Source organism: Pseudomonas sp. NIBRBAC000502773, assembly GCF_006517195.1.
Classification (GTDB): Bacteria; Pseudomonadota; Gammaproteobacteria; order Pseudomonadales; family Pseudomonadaceae; genus Aquipseudomonas; species Aquipseudomonas marginalis.
In genome coordinates this window covers 2709052-2734961 of sequence record NZ_CP041189.1, presented here as the reverse complement: position 1 = coordinate 2734961, position 25910 = coordinate 2709052, and the positions used below count along the sequence as shown (strand labels likewise).

At 61.6% G+C, this 25910-nt stretch carries 26 protein-coding genes and 1 pseudogene; 16 read left to right on the top strand and 11 right to left on the bottom strand.

Going from position 1 to position 25910, the window contains the following annotated elements; genetic code table 11:
- Positions 1 to 39 precede the first annotated feature (39 nt).
- Positions 40 to 552 (top strand): glycine cleavage system protein R, encoded by a 513-nt coding sequence (locus NIBR502773_RS12695; protein ID WP_027605957.1) that lies wholly within the window; start codon positions 40 to 42, stop codon positions 550 to 552.
- Positions 553 to 774: 222 nt separating this feature from the next.
- Here the strand turns inward: NIBR502773_RS12695 and rarD are convergent, their stop codons facing one another.
- Positions 775 to 1659 (bottom strand): EamA family transporter RarD, encoded by an 885-nt coding sequence (gene rarD / locus NIBR502773_RS12690; protein ID WP_027605956.1) that lies wholly within the window; start codon positions 1657 to 1659, stop codon positions 775 to 777.
- A gap of 85 nt (positions 1660 to 1744) precedes the next feature.
- Between rarD and NIBR502773_RS30930 the strand changes: the two are divergent.
- Positions 1745 to 1831: pseudogene (locus tag NIBR502773_RS30930) on the top strand (outer membrane lipoprotein carrier protein LolA); the annotation flags it as partial.
- 16 nt (positions 1832 to 1847) lie between these two features.
- Here the strand turns inward: NIBR502773_RS30930 and NIBR502773_RS12685 are convergent.
- The 4 genes from NIBR502773_RS12685 to NIBR502773_RS12670 all read right to left on the bottom strand — a co-directional run bounded on the left by NIBR502773_RS12685 (position 1848) and on the right by NIBR502773_RS12670 (position 6529).
- Entirely contained in the window at positions 1848 to 2822 is a 975-nt protein-coding gene (locus NIBR502773_RS12685) for a serine/threonine protein kinase (protein ID WP_015886213.1), read from the bottom strand.
- A 174-nt stretch (positions 2823 to 2996) separates the two neighbouring features.
- Positions 2997 to 4895, bottom strand: coding sequence for a PhoX family phosphatase (locus NIBR502773_RS12680; protein ID WP_141156163.1), 1899 nt, complete (start codon positions 4893 to 4895; stop codon positions 2997 to 2999).
- Between the two features lie 79 nt (positions 4896 to 4974).
- The gene (locus tag NIBR502773_RS12675) at positions 4975 to 5739 is read right to left on the bottom strand and encodes a TOBE domain-containing protein (RefSeq protein WP_141156162.1); all 765 of its coding nucleotides are present in this window, start codon (positions 5737 to 5739) and stop codon (positions 4975 to 4977) included.
- A gap of 52 nt (positions 5740 to 5791) precedes the next feature.
- Positions 5792 to 6529, bottom strand: a complete 738-nt coding sequence (locus tag NIBR502773_RS12670) for a ComF family protein (protein WP_141156161.1) — start codon at positions 6527 to 6529, stop codon at positions 5792 to 5794.
- A gap of 92 nt (positions 6530 to 6621) precedes the next feature.
- Between NIBR502773_RS12670 and bioB the strand changes: the two genes are divergently transcribed.
- The 10 genes from bioB to NIBR502773_RS12620 all read left to right on the top strand — a co-directional run bounded on the left by bioB (position 6622) and on the right by NIBR502773_RS12620 (position 18813).
- On the top strand, positions 6622 to 7677 hold the full coding sequence (gene bioB, locus NIBR502773_RS12665; RefSeq protein ID WP_027605951.1) for a biotin synthase BioB: 1056 nt from the start codon (positions 6622 to 6624) through the stop codon (positions 7675 to 7677).
- A 46-nt stretch (positions 7678 to 7723) separates the two neighbouring features.
- Positions 7724 to 8905: an 8-amino-7-oxononanoate synthase gene (gene bioF, locus NIBR502773_RS12660; RefSeq protein ID WP_141156160.1), complete on the top strand. Its 1182-nt coding sequence runs from the start codon at positions 7724 to 7726 to the stop codon at positions 8903 to 8905.
- A complete protein-coding gene (locus NIBR502773_RS12655) occupies positions 8898 to 9629 on the top strand; it encodes an alpha/beta fold hydrolase (RefSeq protein ID WP_065925415.1) in 732 nt (243 codons plus the stop codon). The genes bioF and NIBR502773_RS12655 overlap by 8 nt, the downstream gene beginning before the upstream one ends.
- Entirely contained in the window at positions 9622 to 10434 is an 813-nt protein-coding gene (gene bioC, locus NIBR502773_RS12650; RefSeq protein WP_141156159.1) for a malonyl-ACP O-methyltransferase BioC, read from the top strand. The genes NIBR502773_RS12655 and bioC overlap by 8 nt, the downstream gene beginning before the upstream one ends.
- Positions 10431 to 11111 carry a dethiobiotin synthase gene (gene bioD / locus NIBR502773_RS12645; RefSeq protein ID WP_141156158.1) on the top strand — a complete coding sequence of 227 codons (681 nt, stop codon included), beginning with the start codon at positions 10431 to 10433 and terminating at the stop codon, positions 11109 to 11111. Before bioC ends, bioD begins: the two co-directional genes overlap by 4 nt.
- A gap of 106 nt (positions 11112 to 11217) precedes the next feature.
- Positions 11218 to 11499, top strand: a complete 282-nt coding sequence (locus tag NIBR502773_RS12640) for a pyrroloquinoline quinone biosynthesis protein PqqE (protein ID WP_065938217.1) — start codon at positions 11218 to 11220, stop codon at positions 11497 to 11499.
- A gap of 252 nt (positions 11500 to 11751) precedes the next feature.
- Positions 11752 to 13557: a phenylacyl-CoA dehydrogenase gene (locus NIBR502773_RS12635; RefSeq protein ID WP_027605944.1), complete on the top strand. Its 1806-nt coding sequence runs from the start codon at positions 11752 to 11754 to the stop codon at positions 13555 to 13557.
- A gap of 205 nt (positions 13558 to 13762) precedes the next feature.
- On the top strand, positions 13763 to 15052 hold the full coding sequence (locus tag NIBR502773_RS12630) for a diguanylate cyclase (RefSeq protein WP_115485663.1): 1290 nt from the start codon (positions 13763 to 13765) through the stop codon (positions 15050 to 15052).
- A gap of 90 nt (positions 15053 to 15142) precedes the next feature.
- The gene (locus tag NIBR502773_RS12625) at positions 15143 to 16912 is read left to right on the top strand and encodes an acyl-CoA dehydrogenase C-terminal domain-containing protein (RefSeq protein WP_141156157.1); all 1770 of its coding nucleotides are present in this window, start codon (positions 15143 to 15145) and stop codon (positions 16910 to 16912) included.
- A 122-nt stretch (positions 16913 to 17034) separates the two neighbouring features.
- Positions 17035 to 18813, top strand: coding sequence for an acyl-CoA dehydrogenase C-terminal domain-containing protein (locus tag NIBR502773_RS12620; RefSeq protein ID WP_141156156.1), 1779 nt, complete (start codon positions 17035 to 17037; stop codon positions 18811 to 18813).
- Between the two features lie 240 nt (positions 18814 to 19053).
- Here NIBR502773_RS12620 and NIBR502773_RS12615 read toward each other — a convergent pair whose 3' ends face one another.
- Positions 19054 to 19953 (bottom strand): LysR family transcriptional regulator, encoded by a 900-nt coding sequence (locus NIBR502773_RS12615; protein WP_027605940.1) that lies wholly within the window; start codon positions 19951 to 19953, stop codon positions 19054 to 19056.
- Positions 19954 to 20162: 209 nt separating this feature from the next.
- Here NIBR502773_RS12615 and NIBR502773_RS12610 point away from each other — a divergent pair, with 209 nt between their 5' ends.
- From NIBR502773_RS12610 to NIBR502773_RS12595, 4 genes are all read left to right on the top strand, one after another.
- Positions 20163 to 21431: an aspartate aminotransferase family protein gene (locus NIBR502773_RS12610; protein WP_141156155.1), complete on the top strand. Its 1269-nt coding sequence runs from the start codon at positions 20163 to 20165 to the stop codon at positions 21429 to 21431.
- 224 nt (positions 21432 to 21655) lie between these two features.
- Positions 21656 to 22021: a type II toxin-antitoxin system RelE/ParE family toxin gene (locus NIBR502773_RS12605; RefSeq protein ID WP_074847776.1), complete on the top strand. Its 366-nt coding sequence runs from the start codon at positions 21656 to 21658 to the stop codon at positions 22019 to 22021.
- On the top strand, positions 22005 to 22325 hold the full coding sequence (locus NIBR502773_RS12600) for a DNA-binding transcriptional regulator (RefSeq protein ID WP_065925406.1): 321 nt from the start codon (positions 22005 to 22007) through the stop codon (positions 22323 to 22325). The genes NIBR502773_RS12605 and NIBR502773_RS12600 overlap by 17 nt, the downstream gene beginning before the upstream one ends.
- 95 nt (positions 22326 to 22420) lie before the next feature.
- Positions 22421 to 22579: a YqaE/Pmp3 family membrane protein gene (locus NIBR502773_RS12595; RefSeq protein WP_010207008.1), complete on the top strand. Its 159-nt coding sequence runs from the start codon at positions 22421 to 22423 to the stop codon at positions 22577 to 22579.
- Between the two features lie 5 nt (positions 22580 to 22584).
- On the opposite strand, the gene pqqE is transcribed toward NIBR502773_RS12595, so the two are convergent.
- The 5 genes from pqqE to pqqA all read right to left on the bottom strand — a co-directional run bounded on the left by pqqE (position 22585) and on the right by pqqA (position 25801).
- Positions 22585 to 23715: a pyrroloquinoline quinone biosynthesis protein PqqE gene (gene pqqE, locus NIBR502773_RS12590; RefSeq protein ID WP_065938222.1), complete on the bottom strand. Its 1131-nt coding sequence runs from the start codon at positions 23713 to 23715 to the stop codon at positions 22585 to 22587.
- On the bottom strand, positions 23708 to 23983 hold the full coding sequence (gene pqqD / locus NIBR502773_RS12585; RefSeq protein ID WP_027605935.1) for a pyrroloquinoline quinone biosynthesis peptide chaperone PqqD: 276 nt from the start codon (positions 23981 to 23983) through the stop codon (positions 23708 to 23710). The genes pqqE and pqqD overlap by 8 nt, the downstream gene beginning before the upstream one ends.
- Complete coding sequence (gene pqqC / locus NIBR502773_RS12580; protein WP_141156154.1) at positions 23980 to 24732, bottom strand: pyrroloquinoline-quinone synthase PqqC; 753 nt, start codon at positions 24730 to 24732, stop codon at positions 23980 to 23982. Before pqqC ends, pqqD begins: the two co-directional genes overlap by 4 nt.
- An 11-nt stretch (positions 24733 to 24743) precedes the next feature.
- Positions 24744 to 25655 (bottom strand): pyrroloquinoline quinone biosynthesis protein PqqB, encoded by a 912-nt coding sequence (pqqB, locus tag NIBR502773_RS12575; RefSeq protein ID WP_141156153.1) that lies wholly within the window; start codon positions 25653 to 25655, stop codon positions 24744 to 24746.
- 71 nt (positions 25656 to 25726) lie between these two features.
- The gene (pqqA, locus tag NIBR502773_RS12570; protein WP_003194766.1) at positions 25727 to 25801 is read right to left on the bottom strand and encodes a pyrroloquinoline quinone precursor peptide PqqA; all 75 of its coding nucleotides are present in this window, start codon (positions 25799 to 25801) and stop codon (positions 25727 to 25729) included.
- Positions 25802 to 25910: the final 109 nt, after the last annotated feature.

Sequence of the window (25910 nt, the reverse complement as noted above, 5' to 3'; positions counted from 1 at the left end):
CCGGGTCCACCTTGTAGATTGAATTCAGAGGGCTTCGCCATGGACCATCTTGTACTCACTATTATCGCCGCCGACAAACCCGGCCTGGTGGAACGCATCGCGCAGAACATCGCGGCCCACGGCGGTAATTGGCTGGAAAGCCGAATGGCGCATATGGCCGGGCAGTTTGCCGGGATCCTGCGGGTCAGCGTGCCTGCCGAGAGTCGTCAGGCCTTGGTGGGGGCTTTGGAGGATTTATCCACACACGGTATTCGCGTGCTGGTGGGCGAGGGCAGCAGTGGCCAGGCATCGGCGTCCAAGTCGATCGTGATGACGCTGCTGGGCAACGACCGCTCGGGCATCGTGCGCGAGATCACGGCGCTGTTGAGCAAGCAGGGCGTCAACCTGGAGCGCTTGAGCACCGATGTACGCCCGGCACCGATGAGCGGTGATCCGCTGTTCAGCGCCGAGGCGCTGTTGCAGGTGCCGTCGAGCTTGTCCTTGGAGGCGCTGCAGGAATCCCTGGAAACCCTGGCGGATGATCTGATGGTGGAACTGCACAGCGAGGAATAACCATCCCCAAGGTTATGCATGGAAATCTTGCATGGGCCTGTGGATAACCTGTAGAGACCCGACGCCAGGCCACGCCCACCGGGCTTCTACGCCAGCTGAGCAAAAAACGAGCAGTTTCAAGGGCTTGTGCACAAATGGCGGGGACCAGGTTGTGGATAACCTTGGGGTGGATCTCTGCAAGCCAGGCCGGCTGGGGCTTGCAGAGGTTTGTACGTTATTTGATCAGCGTTTGCGCACGCTCAACCAGGCATCGACGCTGTATACCACCAACCCGGCCCAGATAAAGGCAAACGCGATCAGCGTGCTCGACGCCAGGTGCTCACCGAACAGCAGCACCGCTTCCAGCAACACCAGGGTCGGTGCCACATACTGCAAAAAGCCCAAGGCGGTGTAGGGCAAATGCCGTGCGGCGGCGTTGAAGCACACCAGCGGGATCAACGTCACCGGGCCGGCCGCCACCAGCCACCAGGCTTCGGATGTGCTCCAGAACGCCAGTTGCGCACTGTGGGCCGACGGGTTGAACAACAACCAGGCCACCGCAATCGGCACCAGCATCCAGGTCTCCACCACCAGCCCCGGCAGCGCCTTGACCGGCGCCTGCTTGCGGATCAGGCCGTAGAAACCGAAGGTCAGCGCCAGTACCAACGATACCCACGGCAAGCTGCCCACCTGCCACACCTGTTGCGCCACACCCACTGCGGCAAGCCCCACGGCCACCCATTGCAGGCGGCGCAGGCGCTCGCCGAGGAGCAGCATGCCCAGCAGCACATTCACCAGCGGGTTGATGTAGTAACCCAGGCTGGCTTCAAGCATGCGCCCGCTGTTCACCGACCACACATAGGTCAGCCAGTTACCGGCGATCAACGAACCGCTGAGTGCCAGGATTGCCAGGCGCCTGGGGTTGTCGCGCAGTTCGCGGAACCAGCCCGGGTGCTTCCACACCATCAGCAGCAAACCACCGAACAGCGCTGACCACAGCACCCGGTGCACGATGATTTCGGCGGCGGGCACACTGGCGATGGCTTTGAAGTAGAGCGGGAACAGACCCCAGATGACATAGGCGCTCAGGCCCAGGATGTACCCCTTGCGGGGGTTGGCGGCTTGCATGCGTAATCCTTGCTTAGGCAGCTAACAAAGCGCGATTGTAAGGATATTTGTCAACCAATGGGATTACCCTTCTGTAGGAGAGAGCTTGCTCGCGAAGATCGTTAACGATAACGCGGGCATCCTGACTGCACGCGGCGCCCTCAGGTTTTTCGCGAGCAAGCTCGCTCCTACAGGAGCGAGCGGCGATTTCAGAAGAGTTTGAGGGGTTCTTCGTTGAGCGCTGAGAGTTGCTCGCGCAGCGCCAGCACCTGGTCGCCCCAATACCGCTCGCTGCCGAACCACGGAAAGCTGTGGGGGAATGCCGGGTCATCCCAGCGCCGTGCCAGCCACGCGCTGTAGTGCATCAGGCGCAACGCGCGCAGCGGCTCGATCAGCGCCAGTTCGCGGGGGTCGAAGTCGTGGAATTCCTGGTAGCCGTCCATCAGTTCCGACAGCTGGCCCAGGCATTCCTGGCGATCACCGGCGAGCATCATCCACAAGTCCTGCACCGCCGGGCCCATACGGCAATCGTCGAGGTCGACGATGTGGAACATCTCATCGCGGCACATCATGTTGCCGGGGTGGCAATCGCCGTGCATGCGGATGTTCTTGTGCGGCGTGGCTTTGTACACCTCTTCCACACGCTTGAGCAGGTCGCGCGCCACGGACTCGTAGGCCGGCAGCAGGCTCTTGGGAATGAAATTGCCTTCGAGCAACGTATTGAGCGAGTCGTGACCGAAGTTCTTCACACCCAAGGCTTCGCGGTGTTCGAACGGGCGGGTGGAACCCACGGCGTGCAAGCGGCCGAGCAGTTGCCCAAGGCGATAAAGCTGGTCAAGGTTGCCCGGCTCCGGTGCGCGGCCGCCACGGCGGGGGAACAGGGTGAAGCGGAAACCGGCGTGTTCGAACAGGCTTTCGCCGTTATGAATCATCGGCGCGACCACTGGCACGTCGCACTCGGCCAACTCGAAGGTGAAACGGTGCTCTTCGAGGATCGCTTCGTTGGTCCAGCGCTGGGGGCGGTAGAACTTGGCGATCAGCGGTTCGGAGTCTTCGATGCCCACCTGATACACGCGGTTTTCGTAGCTGTTGAGCGCCAGAACGCGGGCATCGCTGAGAAAACCGATGCTTTCGACAGCGTCGAGTACCAGGTCGGGTGTGAGGGTTTCAAACGGATGGGCCATGCGAACTCCTGCGCGCAGCAGGGCGCCGCGTCCGGCCGGGTATGGTACCGCACCAGGCTGGAGATAGGGGCGCCTGTGCCATTGGCATCGGGGGGCAACCTCTCACAGGTGACCGCGTTTATCCTGTAGGAATGCGGTCCAGTGTGGGAGGGGCTTGCCCCCGATAGCGATCAATCAGGCACCGACGATCCCGCCATCATCCCGCCGAATCGCCATCACCGACGAACGCGGCTTGCCATTCGGCAGATGCTCCGGCCAGGTCGAACCCCCGGTTTCACCCGGATGCTGAATCCCCACAAACAGGGTTTTCTGATCCGGCGAGAAGCTGATGCCCGTCACCTCACAGGCCACCGGTCCGACCATGAAACGGCGGATTTCACCGGTGCTCGGGTCGGCGCAGAGCATCTGGTTATTGCCCATGCCCGCGAAGTCGCCAGCGTTGCTGTAGTCGCCATCGGTGAGGATCCACAGGCGCCCGGCCTTGTCGAACCCCAGGCCGTCGGGGCTGTTGAACATGTTCTGCGGGTTGATGTTGGACGAGCCACCTTTTGGCGTGCCGGCATGCACACCTGGGTTGCCGGCCACCACAAACAGGTCCCAGCTGAAGTCCGCGGCGCCATGGTCATCGGCGTTGGCCTTCCAGCGCAGGATCTGGCCGTAGACGTTTTTCTCGCGCGGGTTGGGCCCGCCCACCGGTTGGCCGTCTTCGCCGCGCTTGGCGTTGTTGGTCAGGGTGCAATAGACCTGGCCGTCGGTGGGGCTGACCACGATCCATTCCGGGCGGTCCATGCGCGTGGCTTTGACCACACTGGCGGCCAGGCGCGCGTGGATCAGCACTTCGGCCTGGCTGGCGAAGCCGGTGCTGGCGTCGATGCCGTTTTTGCCATGGGTCAGCTCGACCCATTGCCCTTTGCCCTTCGGATGATCGGCGTTGCCATCGCCCGCATCGAAGATGGCCACGTACAAGGTGCCGTGGTCGAGCAGGTCTTTGTTGGCCTTGGGGTTCTTGTGGTTGATCTTGTCGCGGCTGACGAACTTGTAGATGAACTCGCCGCGTTCGTCGTCGCCCATGTACACCACGGCGCGGCCGTCACGGGTTTCTGCCAGGGCGGCGTTCTCGTGCTTGAAACGGCCCAGGGCGGTGCGTTTGGCCGGGGTGGATTGCGGGTCGAACGGGTCGATTTCCACGACCCAGCCGTGGCGGTTGAGTTCATTGGGGTTCTTGGCCAGGTCGAAGCGCGGGTCGTGCAGGTGCCAGTTGATCTCTTTGCTGGCGGCCACCACGCCGTAGCGTTTCTGCCCGGCATCGAAGGTTTGCTGGGGGTTGCTGCTGCCGAAGCAGTCGGTGAAGTTCTCTTCACAGGTCAGGTAAGTGCCCCATGGGGTCTTGCCGTTGGCGCAGTTCTGGAAGGTGCCGAGGACTTTTTTGCCGGACTTGTCGGCGCTGGTTTTCAACCATTCATGGCCGGCGGCGGGGCCGCTCAGGCGGATCGGCGAGTTGCCGTGGATGCGGCGGTTGTAGCGCGAGTCCTGGACGAACTGCCAGGTATCGCCCTTGCGCCGTACTTCGATCACCGACACGCCTTCACTGGCCTGGGCCTTGTGCACATCTTCGGCCGATTGCGGCGCGCCGCCGTGGGCGAAGAGGTAGCGGTAGTTGGTGTATTCGTTGTTGATCGCCATCAGTGCGCGGTTGTCGTCGCCGGGGAAGGCGAACAGGCTCATGCCGTCGTTGTTGTCGCCGAACTGTTGTTCCTGGGCCTTGGCGGTGCCGTTGCCGGACGGGTCGAAGGCCGGCGCGCTCTTGTGCAGCGGCTGGCCCCAGCTGATCAGCACCGAAGCGCTGTAGCCCGGTGGCAGGGTGATGGTGTCGCTGGTGGCTGCGGCGATGCTGGTAAAGCCCAGCAGCGGGCTGGCGGAGGCGGCGTTGACGGCCAGGGCGCTGCGGCTCAGCAGGTTGCCACCGAGGAACATCGCCGCACCGCACAGGGCGCCGGCACCGATAAAGCGGCGGCGGGTGAGGCCGACCATCTGTTCGAGGTCGGTGGCTTGGTTTTCTTCTAATAGGTTCATGTCAGGCTCCCTGCGGTTTTTGCAGACACCATAAGGAGCGGGCGTGACGAAATTGTTGCAGTTTGAAGAGCTACTCGGCTCAGACCGGCGTGCCGAGCAGCACATTGCTGGCGGCAAATTGCACTTGGAGCGTCCTGCCAGCGGCGGCGCCCAGGGCCTCGAGCGCGGCGGGCTGCGCCAAGGCGCATAAAACCTGGCCATTGGGCAGGGCGATGCGCACTTCGCTGGGGCCGTCCTCGGCGGCGAGAATCGCGTCAACGGTTCCGCTCATGCAATTGTGTCCAGGTGTTGCGGGTTCGTCGGGCGTCAGTAGTTCCAGCCAGCCGGCCTTGATCAGCGCGACAACTTCAACGCCGACCTCCAGCTCCAGCCGTTGCGTACTGTCATGGGTGATTTGTGCCGCCAGGGTCAGCCCTCCGGCGAGTTGCAGGTGGACCAGGTCGTTGCGGCCAAGCTGTTCAATCGCAATGACCTGGCCATGCAACTGGTTACGGGCGCTGGTGCGCAGCATCAAGCGGCCGAGCAGGTTGAAGTCGCTGGCGGCCTCGTCCGAGCCGAGCACTTCGGCCTGCAACACTTGCAGGCGCTGGTAGAGGCGCAACACCCGTTCCCCCTCGGCCGTGAGTTTGGCGCCGCCGCCGCCCTTGCCGCCGACACTGCGTTCGACCAAGGGTTTTTGCGCCAGGTTGTTCAGTTCGTCGATGGCGTCCCAGGCGGCCTTGTAGCTCAAGCCCGCACTTTTGGCGGCGCGGGTGATGGAGCCCTGCTCGGCGATATGCCCCAGCAGGGCGATACGCTGGGGGCGGCGGACAATATGTTGGCTGAGCAGAGTCGGTAGGGACATGGGCATTCGCTGTGGTGGGATGAGCGGACGTTGCAGCCGCGAGGCATGAGAGTCAAGTGCCAGGCTTTGGCGTGCGGGCCAGGCAGTACACGTCTACCTGTCGCGCGCCGGCGTTGATCAACAACCGCGCCAGGCTGTGGGCGGTGGCGCCGGTGGTGAGCACGTCGTCCACCAGCGCCAGATGGCGGCCGCGCACCTCGGCACCGGGGGCCAGGGCGAAGGCATTGAGCAGGTTGCGTTTGCGCGTCTTGGCGTCGAGGGCTTGCTGCGCGACGGTTTCATAAGGGCGTAGCAATAGGTGTTCATCGTGGGGAAGGTCGAGGTCGGCGCTGAGCCAGCGCGCCAGCATCAGCGCCTGGTTATAGCCCCGTTCACGCAGGCGCCTGCGGGCCATGGGCACTGGCAGCAGCATGTCCGGGCGGGTGAGTGAGTGGTTGTCGAAGCGATGTTGCAAGTAGTGCCCCAGCAAGCGCCCCAGCATATGCCCGAGGGGCCAGCGTGCCTGGTGCTTGAAGCGACTGATCAGGGTGTCTACCGGAAAGCTGTAGGTCCATGGGGCGATCACGTGTTTAAAGGCGGGCGGTTGTCTCAGGCACTGGCCGCAGACTAGGCCGTCCATCGCCAAAGGCAAGGCGCAGATTTCGCAATGCTCCATCAGCCAGGGCAGCTCGGTTTCGCAGACGTTGCACACACAGTCAGCGGTTTCAGTCGTCTCGTCGCAGATTAAACATTTCTGTATGTTTTTTGACCAGATGTAAACTTCGTGTTTGTAGCTTGGTTGACAGTGCATGAATCTTCCTTAAATATGCCGAGCATCCGTGTCGTGTCTGTGGGTATTGCCCTTCCCGCAGCGCTTGCCAAAGCATAATCAAGGAATCGCCCATGAGCGCCAGCACCACCGCCACCTTGCGTCACGATTGGTCCTTAGCCGAAGTCAAAGCGTTGTTCGTGCAGCCGTTCAATGACCTGTTGTTCCAGGCGCAGACCGTGCACCGCGCGCATTTCGATGCCAACCGTGTACAGGTGTCGACACTGCTGTCGATCAAGACCGGTGCCTGCCCGGAAGATTGCAAATATTGTCCACAGTCGGGCCACTACAACACGGGCCTGGAAAAAGAAAAGCTGATGGAGGTGCAGAAGGTCCTCGAAGAGGCCGCTCGCGCCAAGGCCATTGGTTCGACCCGTTTCTGCATGGGCGCCGCCTGGAAGCACCCGTCGGCCAAAGACATGCCCTATGTGCTGCAGATGGTCAAAGGCGTGAAGGCCATGGGCCTGGAAACCTGCATGACCCTCGGCCGTCTCGACCAGGACCAGACCCAAGCCCTGGCCCAGGCCGGCCTGGATTACTACAACCACAACCTGGATACGTCGCCGGAGTTCTACGGCAGTATCATCACCACCCGCACCTACAGCGAGCGCCTGCAAACCCTGGCCTATGTGCGTGAGTCGGGGATGAAGATCTGCTCCGGCGGCATCCTCGGCATGGGCGAGTCCCTCGACGACCGCGCCAACCTGCTGATCCAGTTGGCCAACCTGCCGGAGCATCCGGAGTCGGTGCCGATCAATATGCTGGTGAAAGTCGCCGGTACACCGTTGGAAAATGCCGAGGACATCGACCCGTTCGATTTCATCCGCATGCTGGCCGTGGCGCGCATCCTGATGCCGCAATCCCATGTGCGCCTGTCGGCGGGGCGCGAAGCCATGAACGAGCAGATGCAGGCCCTGGCGTTCTTTGCCGGTGCCAACTCGATCTTCTACGGCGACAAGCTGCTGACCACCGCCAACCCGCAGGCCGACAAGGACATGCAACTGTTCTCGCGCCTGGGCATCCTGCCGGAAGCCCGTGAAGAGCATGCGGATGAAGTGCACCAGGCGGCCATCGAACAGGCGTTGGTGGAGCAGAAGAGCAGCGAGCAGTTCTATAACGCCGTTGTTTGATTCCCACCTGTTTTGACCGAGTTGCACCTGCCACCCCGAGGCCTGCATGTCTTTTGATCTCTCCGCGCGCCTCGTCGCCCGCCGTGCCGAACACCTTTACCGTCAACGCCCGCTGCTCCAGAGCCCCCAAGGCCCGGAGGTGGTGGTTGACGGTCAACCCCTCCTGGCATTCTGCAATAACGATTACCTGGGCCTGGCCAATCACCCGCAAGTGATCGAGGCCTGGCGCGCCGGGGCGTCCCGTTGGGGCGTGGGCGGCGGTGCCTCGCACTTGGTGGTGGGCCATGCCACGCCGCACCATGAGCTGGAGGAGGCGCTGGCCGATCTCACCGGCCGCCCGCGTGCTCTGCTGTTTACCACCGGCTACATGGCCAACCTTGGTGCGGTCACGGCGTTGGTGGGGCAGGGCGATACGGTGCTGGAAGACCGTCTCAATCATGCCTCGCTGCTGGATGCCGGCTTGCTGTCCGGTGCGCGCTTCAATCGCTATTTGCACAACGACGCGATCAGCCTGGCCAAGCGCCTGGAGAAAGCCACCGGTAATACGCTGGTGGTCACCGATGGTGTGTTCAGCATGGACGGCGATCTGGCCGACCTGCCGGCACTGGCCCGTGCAGCCAGGGCCAAAGGCGCCTGGTTGATGGTGGATGATGCCCATGGCTTTGGTCCGCTGGGTGCTAATGGCGGCGGGATCGTCGAGCATTTCGGCTTGAGCCAGGACGACGTGCCGGTATTGGTCGGCACCCTGGGCAAAGCGTTCGGCACGGCGGGCGCGTTTGTCACGGGCAGTGAGGACCTGATCGAAAGCCTGATCCAGTTTGCCCGGCCGTATATCTACACCACCAGCCAACCGCCGGCGCTGGCCTGTGCCACCCTGAAGAGCCTGGAGCTGCTACGCACCGAACATTGGCGGCGCGAGCACCTCGACCGCCTGATTCGTCAGTTTCGCCAGGGCGCCGAGCAGCTTGGCCTGGACTTGATGGACAGCTTTACACCGATCCAGCCGATCCTGATCGGCGACAGTGCCAAGGCCGTGCGCCTGTCGCGGATGCTGCGTGAGCGCGGCCTGATGGTCACGGCGATCCGCCCGCCCACCGTACCTGCCGGCAGCGCGCGTTTGCGCGTGACCCTGACCGCAGCCCACAGCGAAGCGCAGGTGCAGCTATTGTTAAACGCATTGGAAGAGTGTTTCCGCTTGTCTGGTGCCACGGAGCCCGACCATGCGTGATCGACTGATCCTGCTGCCCGGCTGGGGTCTCGGCGTATCGCCGCTGGAGCCTTTGGCCGCCGCCTTGCGTGGCCTGGACGCACACCTGCAGGTGCAGGTCGAGCCATTGCCGGCGCTTGCTTCCAGCGACCTCGATGAATGGCTTGACGAACTCGACGCTACCCTGCCCGACAACGCCTGGCTGGGCGGCTGGTCCTTGGGCGGCATGCTCGCTGCCGAACTGGCGGCGCGGCGCGGCGAGCGTTGCTGCGGCTTGCTGACCCTGGCGAGCAACCCGTGTTTCGTCGCCCACGACGGCTGGCCCCATGGGATGCCCGCCGCGACCTTCGATGCGTTCCTGGCCGGCTGCCATGCCGATTCCCAAGTCACTCTCAAGCGTTTCGGCCTGTTGTGCGCCAAGGGCGCCGAAGACCCGCGCGGGCTGTCGCGCCTGCTGGTCAGTGGCGCGCCGCATTCAGCGTCCAGCGTGTTGATGCCCGGCCTGGAACTGCTGGCCCAACTGGATACCCGCGAAGCCTTGCTGGCTTATCGCGGCCCACAGTTGCACCTGTTCGCCGGCATGGACGGGTTGGTGCCCGCCGAAGCCGCCAGCGACCTGCTGAGGCTGCTGCCGGATGTGGAAATCGGCCTGATTGAACAGGCTGGTCACGCTTTTCTTCTGGAAGACCCCCACGGTGTGGCGGGGGCCATCCAGGCTTTTTTGCATGAGTGCGTCGATGACTGATTTATCCCAGCCCTCCCTGCCGGGCGCCTTGCCGGACAAGCGCCAGGTGGCGGCGTCGTTTTCCCGTGCGGCGGCCAGTTACGACAGCGTCGCCGAGTTGCAGCGAGCGGTGGGGCATGAGCTGCTGGCCCGCCTGCCATCAGCGTGTGCGCCACAGCGCTGGCTGGATATGGGCTGCGGTACCGGTTATTTCAGCCGCGTGTTGGGCGAGTTGTTGCCCGCCAGCCAAGGTGTGGCGTTGGATATTGCCGAGGGGATGCTCGATCACGCCCGGCCTTTGGGCGGTGCTGAGTATTTCATCGCGGGTGATGCCGAGCGTCTGCCTTTGAAGGATGGCAACTGCGGGCTGATCTTTTCCAGCCTCGCGGTGCAGTGGTGTGCGAACTTCGAGGCGGTGCTCAGCGAGGCCTATCGCGTGCTCCAGCCGGGTGGCGTGCTGGCGTTCGCCAGTTTGTGCGTCGGGACGCTGGATGAGCTGCGCGAAAGCTGGCGGGCGGCGGATGGCCTGGTGCACGTCAATCGCTTCCGCACCTTCGAGGCGTACCAGCAGTTGTGCGCGGCCAGTGGTTTGCGCGTGGTCAGCCTGGAGCGGCGTGCCCATGTGCTGCATTACCCGGATGTGCGCAGCCTGACCCATGAGCTCAAGGCGCTGGGGGCGCATAATCTCAATCCGGGCCGCCCGGGAGGGTTGACGGGCCGTGCGCGGATTGTTGCACTGGTAGACGCCTACGAGCAGTTCCGTCAGGCCGAGGGACTGCCGGCCACGTATCAAGTGGTGTACGCCGTCCTGGAGAAGCCCCTATGAGCGCCGCTTATTTCGTCACCGGCACCGATACCGATGTTGGCAAGACCACCGTCGCCGCCGGCCTGTTGCACGCCGCTCGGCTAGCCGGCAAAAGTACTGCGGCGGGAAAACCCGTGGCTTCCGGCTGCCAGGTCACGGCCAAGGGCTTGCGCAATGCCGATGCCCTGGCGCTGCTGGCCGAGTGTTCATTGCCGTTGAGTTATGCCGAGGTCAACCCGGTGGCGTTCGAACCCGCCATCGCGCCCCATCTGGCCGCGCGGGAGGCCGGCGTCGCGCTGACGGTGCAGTCGCTGTTGAAACCCATGCAGCAGATTCTGGCGCGCCAGGCGGATTTCACCCTCATCGAAGGCGCAGGCGGTTGGCGGGTGCCGTTGGCTGACCAGGACAACCTGTCGGACCTGGCCATGGCGCTGCAACTGCCGGTGATCCTGGTGGTGGGTGTGCGCCTGGGTTGCATCAGCCATGCCTTGCTCACCGCCGAAGCCATCGCACGGGACGGTTTGCCCTTGGCTGGTTGGGTGGCGAATATCATCGACCCCAAGACCTCTCGTCTGGAAGAAAACCTCGCGACCCTGGCCGAGCGTTTGCCCGCGCCATGCCTGGGACGAGTGCCCAAGCTCAAGCACGCCGGGGCCGAGGCGGTAGCTGAGTACCTGCAACTGGACCTGCTTGACTGATTCTGGCTATCGGCACGGCATTATGCCATTAGTGTTTTTAACGGGCTTTTTGCCAGTATGTCTGCTTCAATTCAACTTCACGATTCTCTAAAGGCAGGTTAAAGCCATGGAAATCTCTGGCAGCAGCGCGTTTTACTCGGGGCTGAGCACTATTCAGGCCGGGCAGAGCCGTGTCGACCAGGCCGCCGGCAGGATTGCCAGCGCCGCGACCACCCAGCCGTCGGACGCACAGAGCGACCGGTTGCAAGCCAATGACCGCGCCCAGCCGACGAATTCGGCGAGCAATATGGTTGAAATGGCCCAAGGCAAGTTTCAAGTGGAGTTGGGCGCCAAGGTCGCCAAGGCTTCAGACGAAATGCTCGGTACCCTGATCGACACCTTCGCTTAACCCCTCTTTCGTACGACCGGCTTCTTCCTGGGGCTGGTCGCCTTTGTGCAATCCTCCATTTTCTTCTGAGCACCTTGTGGCATCCCGCCGCAGGCCTCGCCATGCCTGCCATTGACCCGCGTCATGACAAACGGTGTCTGGACGACGCTTGACATCCCCAGGTCGTAAACGTATGTTTCAAACACCTGTTTGACCGCCATAACAAATCCACGCGGTTGTTCATTCCAGATACATCAGCAGAGGTTTATCGCTATGCCTGACTACAAGGCCCCCTTGCGTGATATTCGCTTCGTTCGTGACGAACTGCTCGGCTATGAAGCGCACTATCAGAGCCTGCCGGCTTGCCAGGACGCTACCCCGGACATGGTTGACGCCATTCTCGAAGAAGGCGCCAAGTTTTGTGAGCAAGTGCTGGCACCGTTGAACCGCGTGGGTGACATCGAAGGGTGCACCTGGAGTGAGTCTGGCGTTAAAACCCCTGCTGGTTTCAAAGAAGCCTACAAGCAATTCGTCGAAGGCGGCTGGCCAAGCCTGGCCCACGACGTGGAGCACGGTGGCCAAGGCCTGCCGGAATCCCTGGGCCTGGCCGTGAGCGAAATGGTCGGCGAAGCCAACTGGTCGTGGGGCATGTACCCGGGCCTGTCCCATGGCGCGATGAACACCATTTCCGAGCATGGCACCCCCGAGCAGCAAGAGGCTTACCTGACCAAGCTGGTATCGGGCGAGTGGACCGGCACCATGTGCCTGACCGAACCACACTGCGGTACCGACCTGGGCATGCTGCGCACCAAGGCCGAGCCTCAGGCTGACGGTTCCTACAAAGTCTCCGGTACCAAGATCTTCATCTCGGCCGGTGAGCACGACATGGCCGACAACATCGTCCACATCGTGCTGGCCCGCCTGCCGGACGCACCGGCGGGTACCAAAGGCATCTCGCTGTTCATCGTGCCCAAGTTCCTGCCCAACGCCGACGGCTCGATCGGTGCGCGCAACGCCGTGAGCTGTGGTTCCCTGGAACACAAGATGGGTATCCACGGTAACGCCACTTGTGTGATGAACTTCGACGCGGCCACCGGTTTCCTGATCGGCCCGGCGAACAAAGGCCTGAACTGCATGTTCACCTTTATGAACACCGCTCGCCTGGGCACCGCGCTGCAAGGCCTGGCCCACGCCGAGATCGGCTTCCAGGGCGGCCTGAAATATGCCCGCGATCGCCTCCAGATGCGTTCCCTGACTGGCCCGAAAGCGCCGGAAAAGGCCGCCGACCCGATCATCGTGCACCCTGACGTGCGCCGCATGCTGCTGACCATGAAAGCCTTCGCCGAAGGTAACCGTGCGATGGTGTACTTCACCGCCAAGCAAGTGGACATCGTCAAGTACGGCACCGACGACGAGGCCAAGAAACAGGCCGACGGCCTGCTGGCATTCATGACCCCGATTGCCAAGGCGTTCATGACCGAAGTCGGTTTTGAATCCGCCAACCACGGCGTGCAGATCTATGGCGGCCACGGCTTTATCGCCGAGTGGGGCATGGAGCAGAACGTCCGCGACAGCCGTATCTCCATGCTGTACGAAGGCACCACCGGCATCCAGGCACTGGACCTGCTCGGCCGTAAAGTGCTGATGACCCAGGGCGAAGCGCTCAAGGGCTTCACCAAGATCGTGCACAAGTTCTGCCAGGCCAACGAAGGCAACGACGCGGTCAAGGAGTTCGTGGCACCGCTGGCTGCGCTGAACAAAGAGTGGGGCGAGTTGACCATGAAGGTCGGCATGGCCGCGATGAAAGACCGCGAAGAAGTGGGTGCCGCCTCGGTGGATTACCTGATGTACTCCGGTTACGCCTGCCTGGCTTACTTCTGGGCCGACATGGCGCGCCTGGCTGCCGAAAAACTTGCCGCCGGTACCAGCGAAGAAGCGTTCTACACCGCCAAGCTGCAAACCGCGCGCTTCTACTTCCAGCGCATCCTGCCGCGGACCCGTACCCACGTGGCCACCATGCTGTCGGGCGCCAGTAACCTGATGGACATGAAAGAAGAAGACTTCGGCCTGGCTTACTAAGCCTTACCGGGTTCATCTGAAACCGTCGCTTCCCTTGGGAGCGGCGGTTTTTTCATTGGGGGATAAAAAACACAGTGCAGCGCTCAGGGATTTTCTCCGGCTGCCGTTACAGTGATGGCAATGTGATACATGACGGGCAAGGTGTGCTTAACTGTTCGCATCAAGGCACAGTGCCACTACTTTTTGCGGGTCGGAGTTTTTACCCTTGTCACGCGTGTCTGCTTTACGTTTCAGTCACTTTCTTCCTTCGTTGCTGCTGTTGCTGGCCGGGCTCTCGGCTGCGTACGTCAAGGACCTCAGCGTCTTTTTCACCTCGCTGTTCAATGTGTTGCCGACCCTGGTGCTGTTGCTGGGCGGTTCGTACTGCGCGGTTTATCGCCGCCAGCGTGAATTGTTCCTGATGATCACGGTGTACATCGCCTACTTCCTGCTCGATACCCAGACCGATTTCTATCGCGACAATGGCCGCGTGCGCGAAGACGCGGCCGTGGTGTTTCACCTGTGTTGCCTGTTATTGCCGTTGCTGTTCAGCATCTACGCGCTGTGGCAGGAAAAGACCCATCTGTTCCGCGATTTCGTTGCCCGTTGTGCGGTGCTGCTGGCAATCGGCAGCGTCGCGCTGGCCCTGGAGCAAAGTTATCCCCAGGCACTGCTGAACTGGCTGGCGGAGATACGCTGGCCCGCCCTGCATGGGACCTGGATGAGCCTGATCCAGCTGTCATACCCGATGTTCCTGATCGGCTTCCTCACTCTGGCGGCGCAATACTGGTACCAGCCGCGCCCGCTGCATGCGGCGCAACTGGTCGGGTTGCTGGGGATGTTCTGGATGTTGCCGCAGACCTTCATCCTGCCGTTCACGCTGAATATCATGTGCAGCCAGGTCATGCTGATGATCGCCGCCGGTGTGGCCCACGAGGCTTATCAAATGGCGTTCCGCGACGAACTGACCGGCCTGCCGGGGCGCCGTGCCCTGAACGAACGCATGCAGCGGCTGGGGCGCAACTATGTGCTGGCGATGACCGACGTCGATCACTTCAAGCGTTTCAATGACACCCATGGCCACGATGTGGGCGACCAGGTGCTGCGCCTGGTGGCGAGCAAGCTGTCCAAGGTCAATGGGGGTGGGCGTGCCTACCGCTATGGCGGTGAAGAATTCGCCGTGGTGTTTGCCGGCAAGACCCTGGATGAGTGCATGCCGCACCTGGAGGAAATCCGCGAGATCGTCGCCAACTACGACATCAAGTTGCGCAACTCGGACCGCCCTCAGGATGATCAACAAGGCCGTCAACGCCGGGCGGGCAGCGGCGCGTCGAGTGTGTCGGTGACGGTCAGCATCGGCGTGGCCGAACGCCAGATCGACCAGCGCACGGCGGAAGAAGTGCTCAAGTCCGCCGACCAGGCGCTGTACGCCGCCAAGGGCGCGGGGCGTAACTGTGTGGTTGCGGCCGGGCAGACCCGCCGTGGCGCGGTGCGCATGCAGAGCGCTGCCGGTTGAGTGATGGCGCTGTATTCAGCGGTTCTACAATGATTGTCCGAGGCGCTGGCCGGCAGTAGGTTGAAAGGATCTGCTGCCGGAGACATCGCCATGCCTGAGTACAAAGCTCCCCTGCGCGACATGCGCTTTCTGATCGATCACGTGTTTGATTTCCACGGCCACTACGCTGCCCTGGGCGCCACGGACGCCAGCCCGGACATGGTCAGTGCAATCCTCGAAGAAGGCGCCAAATTCTGCGAGAACGTGCTTTCGCCACTCAACCGCAGTGGGGATGAAGAGGGCTGCCATTTCGACAATGGCGTGGTGATCACGCCCAAGGGCTTCAAGGAAGCCTTCGCCCAGTACGTCGAGGGCGGCTGGCACGGTGTGGCGGCAGACCCGGCCTACGGCGGCCAGGGCCTGCCGCAATCGTTGGGCCTGGTGCTCAGCGAGATGATCGGCTCCAGCAACACCTCGTGGGGCATGTATCCGGGCCTGACCCACGGCGCGATGTCGGCGATCCACGCCCACGGCACCGAAGCGCAGAAGGCCACGTTCTTGAGCAAACTCACCGCCGGCGAATGGACGGGCACCATGTGCCTGACCGAAGCCCATTGCGGCACCGACCTGGGCCTGATCAAGACCCGTGCCGTGCTCCAGGCGGATGGCAGCTACGCGATCACCGGCAGCAAGATCTTCATCTCGGCCGGTGAGCACGACATGAGCGCCAATATCATCCACCTGGTGCTGGCCAAGCTGCCGGATGCGCCGGCGGGCACCAAGGGTATCTCGTTGTTTATCGTGCCCAAGTTCCATGTGGATTCGGCTGAGCGCAATGCGGTGCACTGCGGCTCTATCGAGCACAAGATGGGCATCAAGGCCTCGGCCACCTGCGTGCTCAACTTCGACGGCGCCAAGGGCTTTTTGATTGGCGAGGCGAACAAAGGCCTCAACTGCATGTTCACCATGATGAACCACGCCCGCCTGGGCACCGGTATGCAGGGCCTGTGCAATGGCGAGGCGAGCTTCCAGGGCGCGATCAAGTACGCCAACGACCGCCTGCAAATGCGCGCGCTGACCGGCGCCAAGGCCCCGGAGAAAGCCGCCGACCCGATCATCGTGCACCCCGATGTGCGCCGTATGCTGCTGACCATGAAAGCCTTCAACGAAGGTAACCGCGCACTCACCTATTTCACTGCGCAGTTGCTCGATACCGCGCACCTGAGCAGCGACGCTGGCCAGCGTCAGGAAGCCGAAGACCTGTTGGCGTTCCTCACTCCCATCTGCAAAGCCTTTATGACCGACACCGGGCTGGAGGTGACCAACCACGGCATGCAGATATTCGGCGGCCATGGCTACATTCGTGAGTGGGGCATGGAACAACTGGCGCGCGATGCGCGGATTGCGCCGATCTACGAAGGCACCAACGGCATCCAGGCCCTCGACCTGCTGGGGCGCAAGGTGTTGGGCAGCCAGGGCAAGCTGCTGCGCGGCTTTACCAAAATCGTGCATAAGTTTTGCGCGGCGAATGCCGAACATGCGCAGCTCAAGGGCTATGTGGTGCAGCTTAATCAACTGAATCAGGAATGGGGCGAGCTGACCACCCAGGTCGGTATGGCCGCGATGAAAAACCCGGATGAGGTGGGCGCAGCGGCGGTGGATTACTTGATGTACAGCGGTTACATCATCCTCGCCTACCTGTGGCTTCGGATGGCCATTGCAGCGCTGGCGCACGATGACACTGACTTCGCCAAGGCCAAGCTGGCGACCTGCGACTTTTACTTCAAGCGCCTGTTGCCACGTACCGCAACCCATCGCGCCGCCGTGGAAGCGGGCAGCGAATGCCTGATGAGTCTGCCTGCGGAGTCGTTTGCGTTGTGATGACTTAAAAATACCAATCAGTCACAAGTGGACCCTATGTGTCTGAAAAGTTGTTCGGGTACACTCGGAGCCTGTAAAACCGATCCTATCGAATCACTTTTCACGTTCTCACGAGGTTTGCCATGGCTGATTACAAAGCGCCGCTGCGTGATATGCGCTTCGTCCTCAACGAAGTCTTTGAGGTCGCCACCACTTGGGCCCAATTGCCGGCATTGGCAGACAGCGTTGACGCCGAGACCGTAGAGGCCATCCTCGAAGAAGCCGGCAAGGTCACCGCCAAATCCATCGCCCCGCTCAGCCGCGGCGGCGATGAACAGGGCTGCCGTTGGGATAACACTGCAGTGTTTACTCCGGAGGGTTATCCACAGGCCTACAAGACCTACGCTGAAGGTGGCTGGGTCGGCGTAGGCGGCGACCCCGTGTTTGGCGGCATGGGCATGCCCAAGGCGGTATCGGCCCAGGTCGAGGAGATGATCAACTCGTCAAGCCTGGCGTTCGGCCTGTACCCGATGCTGACCTCCGGCGCCTGCGTGTCGATCAACACCCACGCCAGCGAGGAACTCAAGGCCATCTACCTGCCGAAGATGTATTCCGGCGAGTGGGCAGGCTCCATGTGCCTGACGGAAGCGCACGCCGGTACCGACCTGGGGATTATCCGCACCAAGGCCGAGCCGCAGGCAGACGGTTCCTACACGATCAGCGGGACCAAGATCTTTATCACCGGCGGTGAACACGACCTCACCGAGAACATCATTCACCTGGTGCTGGCCAAACTGCCGGACGCACCGGCCGGTCCCAAGGGGATTTCGCTGTTCCTGGTGCCGAAATTCATGGTCAACGCCGACGGCAGCCTGGGCGCGCGCAACCCGGTGAGCTGTGGTTCCATCGAACACAAGATGGGTATCCAGGCATCCGCCACCTGCGTGATGAACTTCGACGAAGCCGTGGGTTACCTCGTGGGCGAACCCAACCGTGGGTTGGCGGCGATGTTCACCATGATGAACTATGAGCGCCTTGGCGTGGGTATCCAGGGCCTGGCGTCCGGCGAGCGCTCCTACCAGAACGCGATTGAATATGCCCGCGACCGCCTGCAAAGCCGTGCGCCGACCGGTGCCCAGGCCAAAGACAAAGTGGCCGACCCGATCATCGTCCACCCCGACGTGCGCCGTATGCTGTTGACCATGAAAGCCGCCAACGAAGGCGGTCGCGCGTTCTCCACCTATGTGGCGACGCAGCTGGACATCGCCAAGTTCAGTGACGATGCCGCTGCCCGCGAGCGGGCCGATAACCTGGTGGCGTTGCTGACGCCGGTCGCCAAGGCGTTCCTCAGCGACCTGGGCCTGGAAACCACCGTGCTCGGCCAGCAAGTGTTTGGCGGCCACGGTTACATTCGCGAATGGGGCCAGGAGCAACTGGTGCGTGATGTACGCATCACCCAGATCTACGAAGGCACCAATGGCATCCAGGCACTGGATTTGATGGGACGCAAGATCGTCGGCAGCGGCGGTGCGTTCTATACCTTGTTCGCCGACGAGATCCGCCAGTTCATCACCGCGGCCACGCCCGAACTGGCGGAGTTCACCAAGCCACTGGGCGCAGCGGTGGATAACCTGGACGAATTGACCGCCTGGGTGCTGGATCGCGCCAGGACCAACCCGAACGAGATCGGCGCAGCCTCGGTGGAGTATTTGCATGCATTTGGTTACATGGCCTACGCCTATATGTGGGCACGTATGGCCAAGGCTGCGTTGGGCAAGGAGACTGAGGAAGACTTCTACGCCAGCAAGCTGGGCACCGCGCGCTTCTACTTTGCGCGTCTGTTGCCACGTATTCACTCGCTGAGTGCGTCCGTAAAAGCCGGTAGCGAATCCTTGTTTTTGCTGGATGAGGCACTGTTCTAAGGGCTTGGAGGGCGTGTAAGCATTCTCTTACATGACGTACTGCTAATCGTCCTCTATCGCCAAATTGGATCCACGGATAATCTACTTCACATGGACGTCGCGCAGGAAGCGCAAAGCAACAACACGGACACGTAGGATTCTGCCAGGATGGCGGAGTGAAATGGATGTCAGGGAAACAGTCTGCAAAGCCCCGCTTCGGCGGGGTTTTCTTTTGCCTGCGAAAAAGTCAGGCGCCGAATTTCAGGGCAGGGCCTGCGGCGCATTCATCACGTCTTCCAGCAAGGTGCGCAGCAGCGCCATGGTTGCCTGCTGGCGCTGTACATCGCGACACACCAAACCTACCTTTAGTGGCACCCTGGGTTCACTCAAGGGCTTCCAGAGCAGCGACTGGCTGTTGTGTTCGTCCTGGGAGCGTCCCGGCAGCACCGTGGCCAATTTGGTGTTAGGCAAGCTGTCGAGAATCCCCACCATGGTATTCAACTCCGCCTGTACCTGCGGCCGGCGTCCGAGGTTGGATAACTGACCCTGCCAGATCTGTCGAACCTGGAACTCTTCCCCCAGCAACAACATCGGCAGTTCGGCGGCCTGTTTCAGCGAGACTTTCTTGAATTCGCGCAGGGGATGGTCCTCGGGGATGACCACCTTCAGCTCATCCTCATACAACAACACGCCGTGCAGCCCCGGCTGGCGTGGCGGCAGATAGCTGATGCCGATGTCCAGCGAGCCGTTAAGCAACCGCCGTTCAATCTCGATCCCGGTCAATTCGTAGATCTGCACCACCAGGTGCGGCTGGGCCTTGCGCACGCGCTCGAGCATTTGCGGGACCAGGCTGGTGTGCACGGTTTGCAGCACGCCGATGGCCAGGGTGCGCATGGCCTGGCCCTTGAAGTTACGCAAGGCTTCGACGGCTTGCTGCATGCCATCGATCAGCGGCAAGGCATGGTTGTACAGGGTATGGGCGGCCAGGGTGGGCAGCAGGCGTTTGCTGCTGCGTTCGAACAGGCTCACATCGAGGTTGCGCTCCAACTGACGGATCTGTTGTGAAAGCGCCGGCTGGGAGATCGACAGGCGTTCAGCGGCACGGCCCACATGGCCTTCTTCATACACCGCGACGAAATAACGCAGTTGCTTAAAATCCATAAGGTTTACTTATCGAAAAAGCTGGAAAATCGAAATGGCCGGTGGCCCCCGAGGCGCCTAGTCTAGCGCCTATTCGCAGGGCTTACAGGGCCGGATCGGGCAATGAACAGCGTTTATGTTGATGGCGTTTACATAGGCAAGGCAACACACCCGCAGACAGTGATTGCAGGGAAAACCGACCAAGGCCCGGTTGCCACTGGGGGCAAGCTGTGAATCTCTTCAATATGCGTCGCCCCGTGCCCAGCCTGGACGACCTGGTGCTGGAGGCTTCACCCGATACGCTGTCCAGCGAGGCGCTGATGCCCACCGTGGCGAGGCCGCCTCAGGTTTTCGTACGTGGCCAGGGCTCCTGGCTGTGGGACAGCGACGAGCGTGCCTACCTGGATTTCAGCCAGGGCAACGCTGCCAACAGCCTCGGCCACAGCCCGCAGGTCTTGATCAAAGCCCTTGCCGACCAGACCCAGGCCTTGATCAATCCAGGCATGGGGCTGCATAACCGCGCTCAACTCAATCTTGTCGACCGCCTGTGCCATCGAACCGGCAGCGACCAGGCCTACCTGCTCAACAGTGGCGCCGAGGCCTGCGAAGCGGCGATCAAGCTGGCGCGCAAGTGGGGCCAACTGCATCGCGGCGGGGCCTACCGCATTATCAGCGCGAGCAATGGTTGCCATGGGCGCAGTTTCGCGGCACTGGCGGCGTCGGCCGGCAATCTGGAAAACCGCTTTGAACCGCAATTGCCCGGCTTCAGCCATGTGCCCTTCAACGACCTTCCGGCCCTGCATGCTGCGGTCGATGCACAGACAGTCGCCATCCTGCTGGAGCCGGTCCAGAGCGAAGCCGGTGTGATCCCCGCGACGGAACATTACCTCAAGGGGGTTGAACGGCTGTGCCGCGAACTGGGGATCCTGCTGATCCTCGACGAAGTACAAACCGGCCTCGGCCGTTGCGGCACCTTGCTTGCCGAACAGCAATACGGCGTGCGAGCCGACATCATCACCCTCGGCAAAGGCCTGGGCGGCGGCGTCCCGTTGGCTGCGCTGCTGGCGCGCGGCAACGCCTGTTGCTTCGACGTGGGTGAGCTGGAAGGTACCCATCATGGCAACGCATTGATGGCATCGGCCGGGCTGGCGGTACTCGATACGGTGCTGGAGCACGGCTTCCTGGAACACGTACGTGAATCCGGCCTTTACCTGGGCGAAGGCCTTGCCCGGCTGGCCTACCGCTACGATCAGGGCCCATTGCGCGGCCACGGCCTGATGTGGGGCCTGACGCTGTCGGATGATTCTGCCGATGCAGTGGTAAAAGCCGCCCTGCACGAAGGCCTGATCCTCAACGCCCCGCAACCTGACTGCCTGCGCTTCACCCCGGCGCTTACGGTGAGCAAAAGCAACATCGACGAAATGCTCCTGCGCCTGGCCCGCGCTTTTTCCCGGGTGCGCACCGCCCAGTTGCAATGCCGCAAGGGCATCGCCGTTTAACCCACATTCCTGAACCGTCTCGCGGTATACGCGGCGCCTCCAGCCTGATTTTTTCGGCTGGGGGCGTTTTTTTGCGTGTGAAATTTTTGGATTGAAAGCGTTGATTGATCGCCTGTGAAAACAATGGCTTTTTAGCGTGCGTCGGTAAGGACTGTCGACGGAGCACGGGTTGCTCCACTTCTAATCTATACCACTGGGTGGTATGTTTGTGGGAAGGGATATCCATGAGGCTTAGGTTGTTTAAAACCAGGAATTTTGCTGAGGCGGCCAGAAAGGCGTGGATCTGTGATTCGGAGTTGAGGGAGGCGTTCGGCCAATTGCTCAGGGGGCAAGCTGACAATTTGGGAGGTGGTGTCTGGAAGAAACGCCTCAAAGAGAACCGACATCGATCTATTGTCTTGGCCAAGGGCAGGCATTACTGGGTTTATAACTCTCTTTTTGACAAGCAGAGGCGAAGCAATATCAGCCATAAGGAACTCAGCGCGTTGCGAGCACTGGCTAAGGTTTATGAAGGGTTAAACGAGGTACAGGTTCAACACCTTCTGGATAGTGGGGAATTTGTGGAGATGCACCATGACCAAAAAATATGAAAGCGAAATTCTTGAGTCTGTTCACCAATCTGCCAAAGCGCTTTATGCAATTGGCGCCATCAACAAAACTACTCTTCGTGAGTTCGACGAGGCATGCCTTGCAAAGATCCCGGCGCAAATCCCTGCCGAACAGATCAAGCAGCTACGTGAAAGTAGCCATGTCAGCCAACCGGTGTTTGCTCGTTACCTGAATACCAGCGCCTCCACGGTGAAGAAATGGGAATCTGGCGAGAAGCAACCCAGCGGCATGGCGCTCAAACTTCTTAGCATCGTGCAAAAGCATGGGTTAGAAATTCTGGCCTGAAGGATGGCCCGGTGCCAGATCCCACTGAACCCTCACGAACGCCCAAGGTCGATTAGCTACACGGCTCACACGAGCCGATTTTCTGGAGCTGACCCATGGACATCATTCGTATCATCATCGCCATTCTGCTGCCGCCACTGGGTGTGTTCCTGCAAGTGGGTTTCGCTGGCGCGTTCTGGCTGAATATTCTGCTGACCTTGTGCGGTTACTTCCCAGGCATCATTCACGCCGTGTACATCATCGCCAAGCGCTGAGCCCGTCAGCCTTTTGCGATGAGCCGTGAATTGCGCTCATTGCGAAAGGCCAGTTGCTCGATGGTCTGGGTAGCGTGCTCGGCTTCTTCCCGCGCCTTGAGGATGATGCCGTGCTGCTCGGACTTGCTGCACACTGGATCGGCGTTGCTCGCATCCCCCGTGAGCATGAAGGCCTGGCAACGGCAGCCACCGAAATCCTTTTCCTTTTCATCGCACGAACGACACGGCTCGGGCATCCAGTCGTAGCCGCGAAAGCGGTTGAACCCGAAAGAGTCGTACCAGATGTGCTGCATGCTGTGGTCGCGCACATTGGGAAACTGCACCGGCATCTGTCGGGCGCCGTGGCAGGGCAGGGCAGTGCCGTCTGGCGTCACGGTCAGAAAGATACTGCCCCAGCCGTTCATACAGGCCTTCGGGCGCTCCTCGTAGTAGTCCGGTGTCACGAAGATCAGCTTGCACGGATGGCCTTCGGCTTCGAGCTTGGCGCGGTATTCGTTAGTGATGCGTTCGGCGCGCACCAGTTGTTCCTTCGTCGGCAATAAACCCACGCGATTGAGTTGCGCCCAGCCATAGAACTGGCAGGTGGCAAGCTCGACAAAATCCGCTTCCAGCGCAATACACAGCTCGATGATGCGGTCGATCTTGTCGATATTGTGCCGATGGGTGACGAAGTTCAGCACCATCGGGTAGCCATGCGCCTTCACTGCGCGGGCCATTTCCAGCTTTTGCGCGAAGGCTTTTTTCGAACCGGCCAGCAGGTTGTTCACCTGTTCGTCGCTGGCCTGGAAGCTGATCTGGATATGGTCCAGGCCGGCTTTCTTGAAGTCGCTGATCTTCTGCTCGGTCAGGCCGATGCCCGAGGTGATCAGGTTGGTATAGAACCCCAGCTTGCGCGCCTCAGCGATCAACTCGGCCAGGTCCTGGCGCACCAGCGGCTCACCGCCGGAAAACCCCAACTGCGCCGCGCCCATCTCACGGGCCTCGCGAAATACCTTGATCCACTGCTCGGTGCTCAGTTCCTTGCCCTGCTCGGCAAAGTCCAGCGGGTTGGAGCAATACGGGCATTGCAACGGGCAGCGGTAGGTCAGCTCGGCGAGCAACCACAGCGGCAGGCCGATGGCGGGTTTCTCAGGCAAGGGTGATCCAGTGCTCAGCACGGGCGACCTCCATGAATTGCTCGATGTCGTCACCCAGCTCAGGTACGCCGGGGAACTGTTCTTCGAGGGCGGCAATGATCGCCGCCACGTCGCGCTCACCGTCAATCAGGCCACCAATCAGCGCGGCGCTGTCGTTGAGCTTGATCATGCCTTCGGGGTAGAGCAACACATGGCCTTTTTGCGCGGGTTCGTACTGGTAGCGGTAGCCCTGGCGCCAGGTCGGTTTTCTGCTGCGATCGAAGCTCATAGGGTGATCCCTTTATGCCACACCCGCTGCTCGGTCACGCTGTGATACGGCGGGCGTTTCAGTTCGTAGGCCATGCTCATGGCATCCAGCATGCTCCACAGGATGTCGAGTTTGAACTGGAGGATTTCCAGCATGCGCTCCTGGCCTTCACGGGTGGTGTAGTGCTGCAAGGTGATTGCCAGCCCATGCTCAACATCGCGCCGCGCCTGGCCCAGGCGGGTGCGGAAATACTCGTAGCCGGTGGGGTCGATCCACGGGTAGTGCTGCGGCCAGCTGTCGAGGCGCGACTGGTGGATCTGCGGCGCGAACAGCTCGGTGAGGGAGCTGCTGGCGGCTTCCTGCCAACTGGCGCGGCGCGCAAAGTTCACGTAGGCGTCTACCGCAAAGCGTACGCCGGGCAATACCAGTTCCTGGGAGCGCAACTGGTCGGGGTCGAGGCCGACCGCCTGGCCCAAGCGCAACCAGGCTTCGATGCCGCCGTCCTCACCCGGTGCGCCATCGTGGTCGAGCAGGCGCTGGATCCACTCGCGACGGATCTCGCGGTCCGGGCAGTTGGCCAGGATCGCCGCGTCTTTCAGCGGGATATTCACCTGGTAATAAAAACGGTTGGCGACCCATCCCTGGATCTGCTCGCGGGTGGCACGGCCTTCGTACATCGCCACGTGGTACGGGTGATGAATATGGTAGAAGGCGCCTTTGGCCCGCAAGGCGGCTTCGAACTCGGCGGGGCTCAATGGTGTGTCAGTCATGTCGTCTGCTCCTACAATTCAATGCTCATGCCGTCGTAAGCGACTTCGACATTGCGCCGCACCAGTTCCGCGCGCTCGGGAGAATCTTCATCGAGGATCGGGTTGGTGTTGTTGATGTGGATAAGCACCTTGCGCTGCTTGGGCAACTGCTCCAGCACTTCGAGCATGCCGCCGGGGCCATTTTGCGCGAGGTGGCCCATCTCACGGCCGGTGCGGGTGCCGACGCCACGGCGCTGCATTTCATCGTCGTCCCACATCGTACCGTCCACCAACAGGCAATCGCTGCCGGCCATGATCTCCAGCAACGGCGCGTCGACCTTGCCCAGGCCCGGGGCGTAGAACAGTTTGCCGCCGGTGCGCAGGTCTTCGACGATCAGGCCGATGTTATCGCCTGGGTGCGGGTCGAAGCGGTGCGGCGAGTAGGGCGGGGCAGCGCTGCGCAGTGGCAGCGGGGTGAAGCGCAGGTTGGGGCAGGCCGGGATGGCGAAGCTGGCATCCAGTTCGATGCGGTTCCAGGCCAGGCCGCCGTTCCAGTGGGTGAGCATGGTGAACAGCGGGAAGCCGGTGCTCAGGTCTTCATGGACCATGTCGGTGCACCACACCTGGTGCGGGCAACCTTCGCGCAGGCTCAACAGGCCGGTGGTGTGGTCGATCTGGCTGTCCATCAGGATGATGGCACTGATGCCGGTGTCGCGCAGTGCGCGGCCTGGCTGCATCGGCGCAAAACCCTGGAGTTGCGCGCGGATATCCGGCGAGGCATTGCACAGTACCCAGTTCACGCCATCGTCGGAAATGGCGATGGACGACTGGGTCCGCGCCTGCGCCCGCAGGCTGCCGTCACGAAAACCTGCGCAGTTCACGCAGTTGCAGTTCCACTGCGGGAAGCCGCCGCCAGCGGCGGAACCTAGAATCTGGACAAACATGGCCGCTCCATCAAGCAAAGCTCAAAACAAAAACGCCCCGGGCGAACCGAGGCGTTGTATTACCCAGCGGCTTAGCGGCTGGCGAAGTACATGGTGACTTCGAAGCCGATGCGCAGATCAGTGTAAGCAGGTTTGGACCAGGTCATATTCTTACTCCTACGAAGGGATGGGACGTTTACTACCAAGTAATACATATAGTCCACCTCCAGTCGGAGATGTTCAGATGTGTGCGTGGGAATGTTACGCAATTCTTCT

Coding starts and splice junctions, on each gene's coding strand:
- NIBR502773_RS12695 (WP_027605957.1), top strand. CDS start 40: ATGGACCATCTTGTACTCACTATTATCGCCGCCGACAAACCCGGCCTG.
- rarD (WP_027605956.1), bottom strand. CDS start 1,659: ATGCAAGCCGCCAACCCCCGCAAGGGGTACATCCTGGGCCTGAGCGCC.
- NIBR502773_RS12685 (WP_015886213.1), bottom strand. CDS start 2,822: ATGGCCCATCCGTTTGAAACCCTCACACCCGACCTGGTACTCGACGCT.
- NIBR502773_RS12680 (WP_141156163.1), bottom strand. CDS start 4,895: ATGAACCTATTAGAAGAAAACCAAGCCACCGACCTCGAACAGATGGTC.
- NIBR502773_RS12675 (WP_141156162.1), bottom strand. CDS start 5,739: ATGTCCCTACCGACTCTGCTCAGCCAACATATTGTCCGCCGCCCCCAG.
- NIBR502773_RS12670 (WP_141156161.1), bottom strand. CDS start 6,529: ATGCACTGTCAACCAAGCTACAAACACGAAGTTTACATCTGGTCAAAA.
- bioB (WP_027605951.1), top strand. CDS start 6,622: ATGAGCGCCAGCACCACCGCCACCTTGCGTCACGATTGGTCCTTAGCC.
- bioF (WP_141156160.1), top strand. CDS start 7,724: ATGTCTTTTGATCTCTCCGCGCGCCTCGTCGCCCGCCGTGCCGAACAC.
- NIBR502773_RS12655 (WP_065925415.1), top strand. CDS start 8,898: ATGCGTGATCGACTGATCCTGCTGCCCGGCTGGGGTCTCGGCGTATCG.
- bioC (WP_141156159.1), top strand. CDS start 9,622: ATGACTGATTTATCCCAGCCCTCCCTGCCGGGCGCCTTGCCGGACAAG.
- bioD (WP_141156158.1), top strand. CDS start 10,431: ATGAGCGCCGCTTATTTCGTCACCGGCACCGATACCGATGTTGGCAAG.
- NIBR502773_RS12640 (WP_065938217.1), top strand. CDS start 11,218: ATGGAAATCTCTGGCAGCAGCGCGTTTTACTCGGGGCTGAGCACTATT.
- NIBR502773_RS12635 (WP_027605944.1), top strand. CDS start 11,752: ATGCCTGACTACAAGGCCCCCTTGCGTGATATTCGCTTCGTTCGTGAC.
- NIBR502773_RS12625 (WP_141156157.1), top strand. CDS start 15,143: ATGCCTGAGTACAAAGCTCCCCTGCGCGACATGCGCTTTCTGATCGAT.
- NIBR502773_RS12620 (WP_141156156.1), top strand. CDS start 17,035: ATGGCTGATTACAAAGCGCCGCTGCGTGATATGCGCTTCGTCCTCAAC.
- NIBR502773_RS12615 (WP_027605940.1), bottom strand. CDS start 19,953: ATGGATTTTAAGCAACTGCGTTATTTCGTCGCGGTGTATGAAGAAGGC.
- NIBR502773_RS12605 (WP_074847776.1), top strand. CDS start 21,656: ATGAGGCTTAGGTTGTTTAAAACCAGGAATTTTGCTGAGGCGGCCAGA.
- NIBR502773_RS12600 (WP_065925406.1), top strand. CDS start 22,005: ATGACCAAAAAATATGAAAGCGAAATTCTTGAGTCTGTTCACCAATCT.
- NIBR502773_RS12595 (WP_010207008.1), top strand. CDS start 22,421: ATGGACATCATTCGTATCATCATCGCCATTCTGCTGCCGCCACTGGGT.
- pqqD (WP_027605935.1), bottom strand. CDS start 23,983: ATGAGCTTCGATCGCAGCAGAAAACCGACCTGGCGCCAGGGCTACCGC.
- pqqC (WP_141156154.1), bottom strand. CDS start 24,732: ATGACTGACACACCATTGAGCCCCGCCGAGTTCGAAGCCGCCTTGCGG.
- pqqB (WP_141156153.1), bottom strand. CDS start 25,655: ATGTTTGTCCAGATTCTAGGTTCCGCCGCTGGCGGCGGCTTCCCGCAG.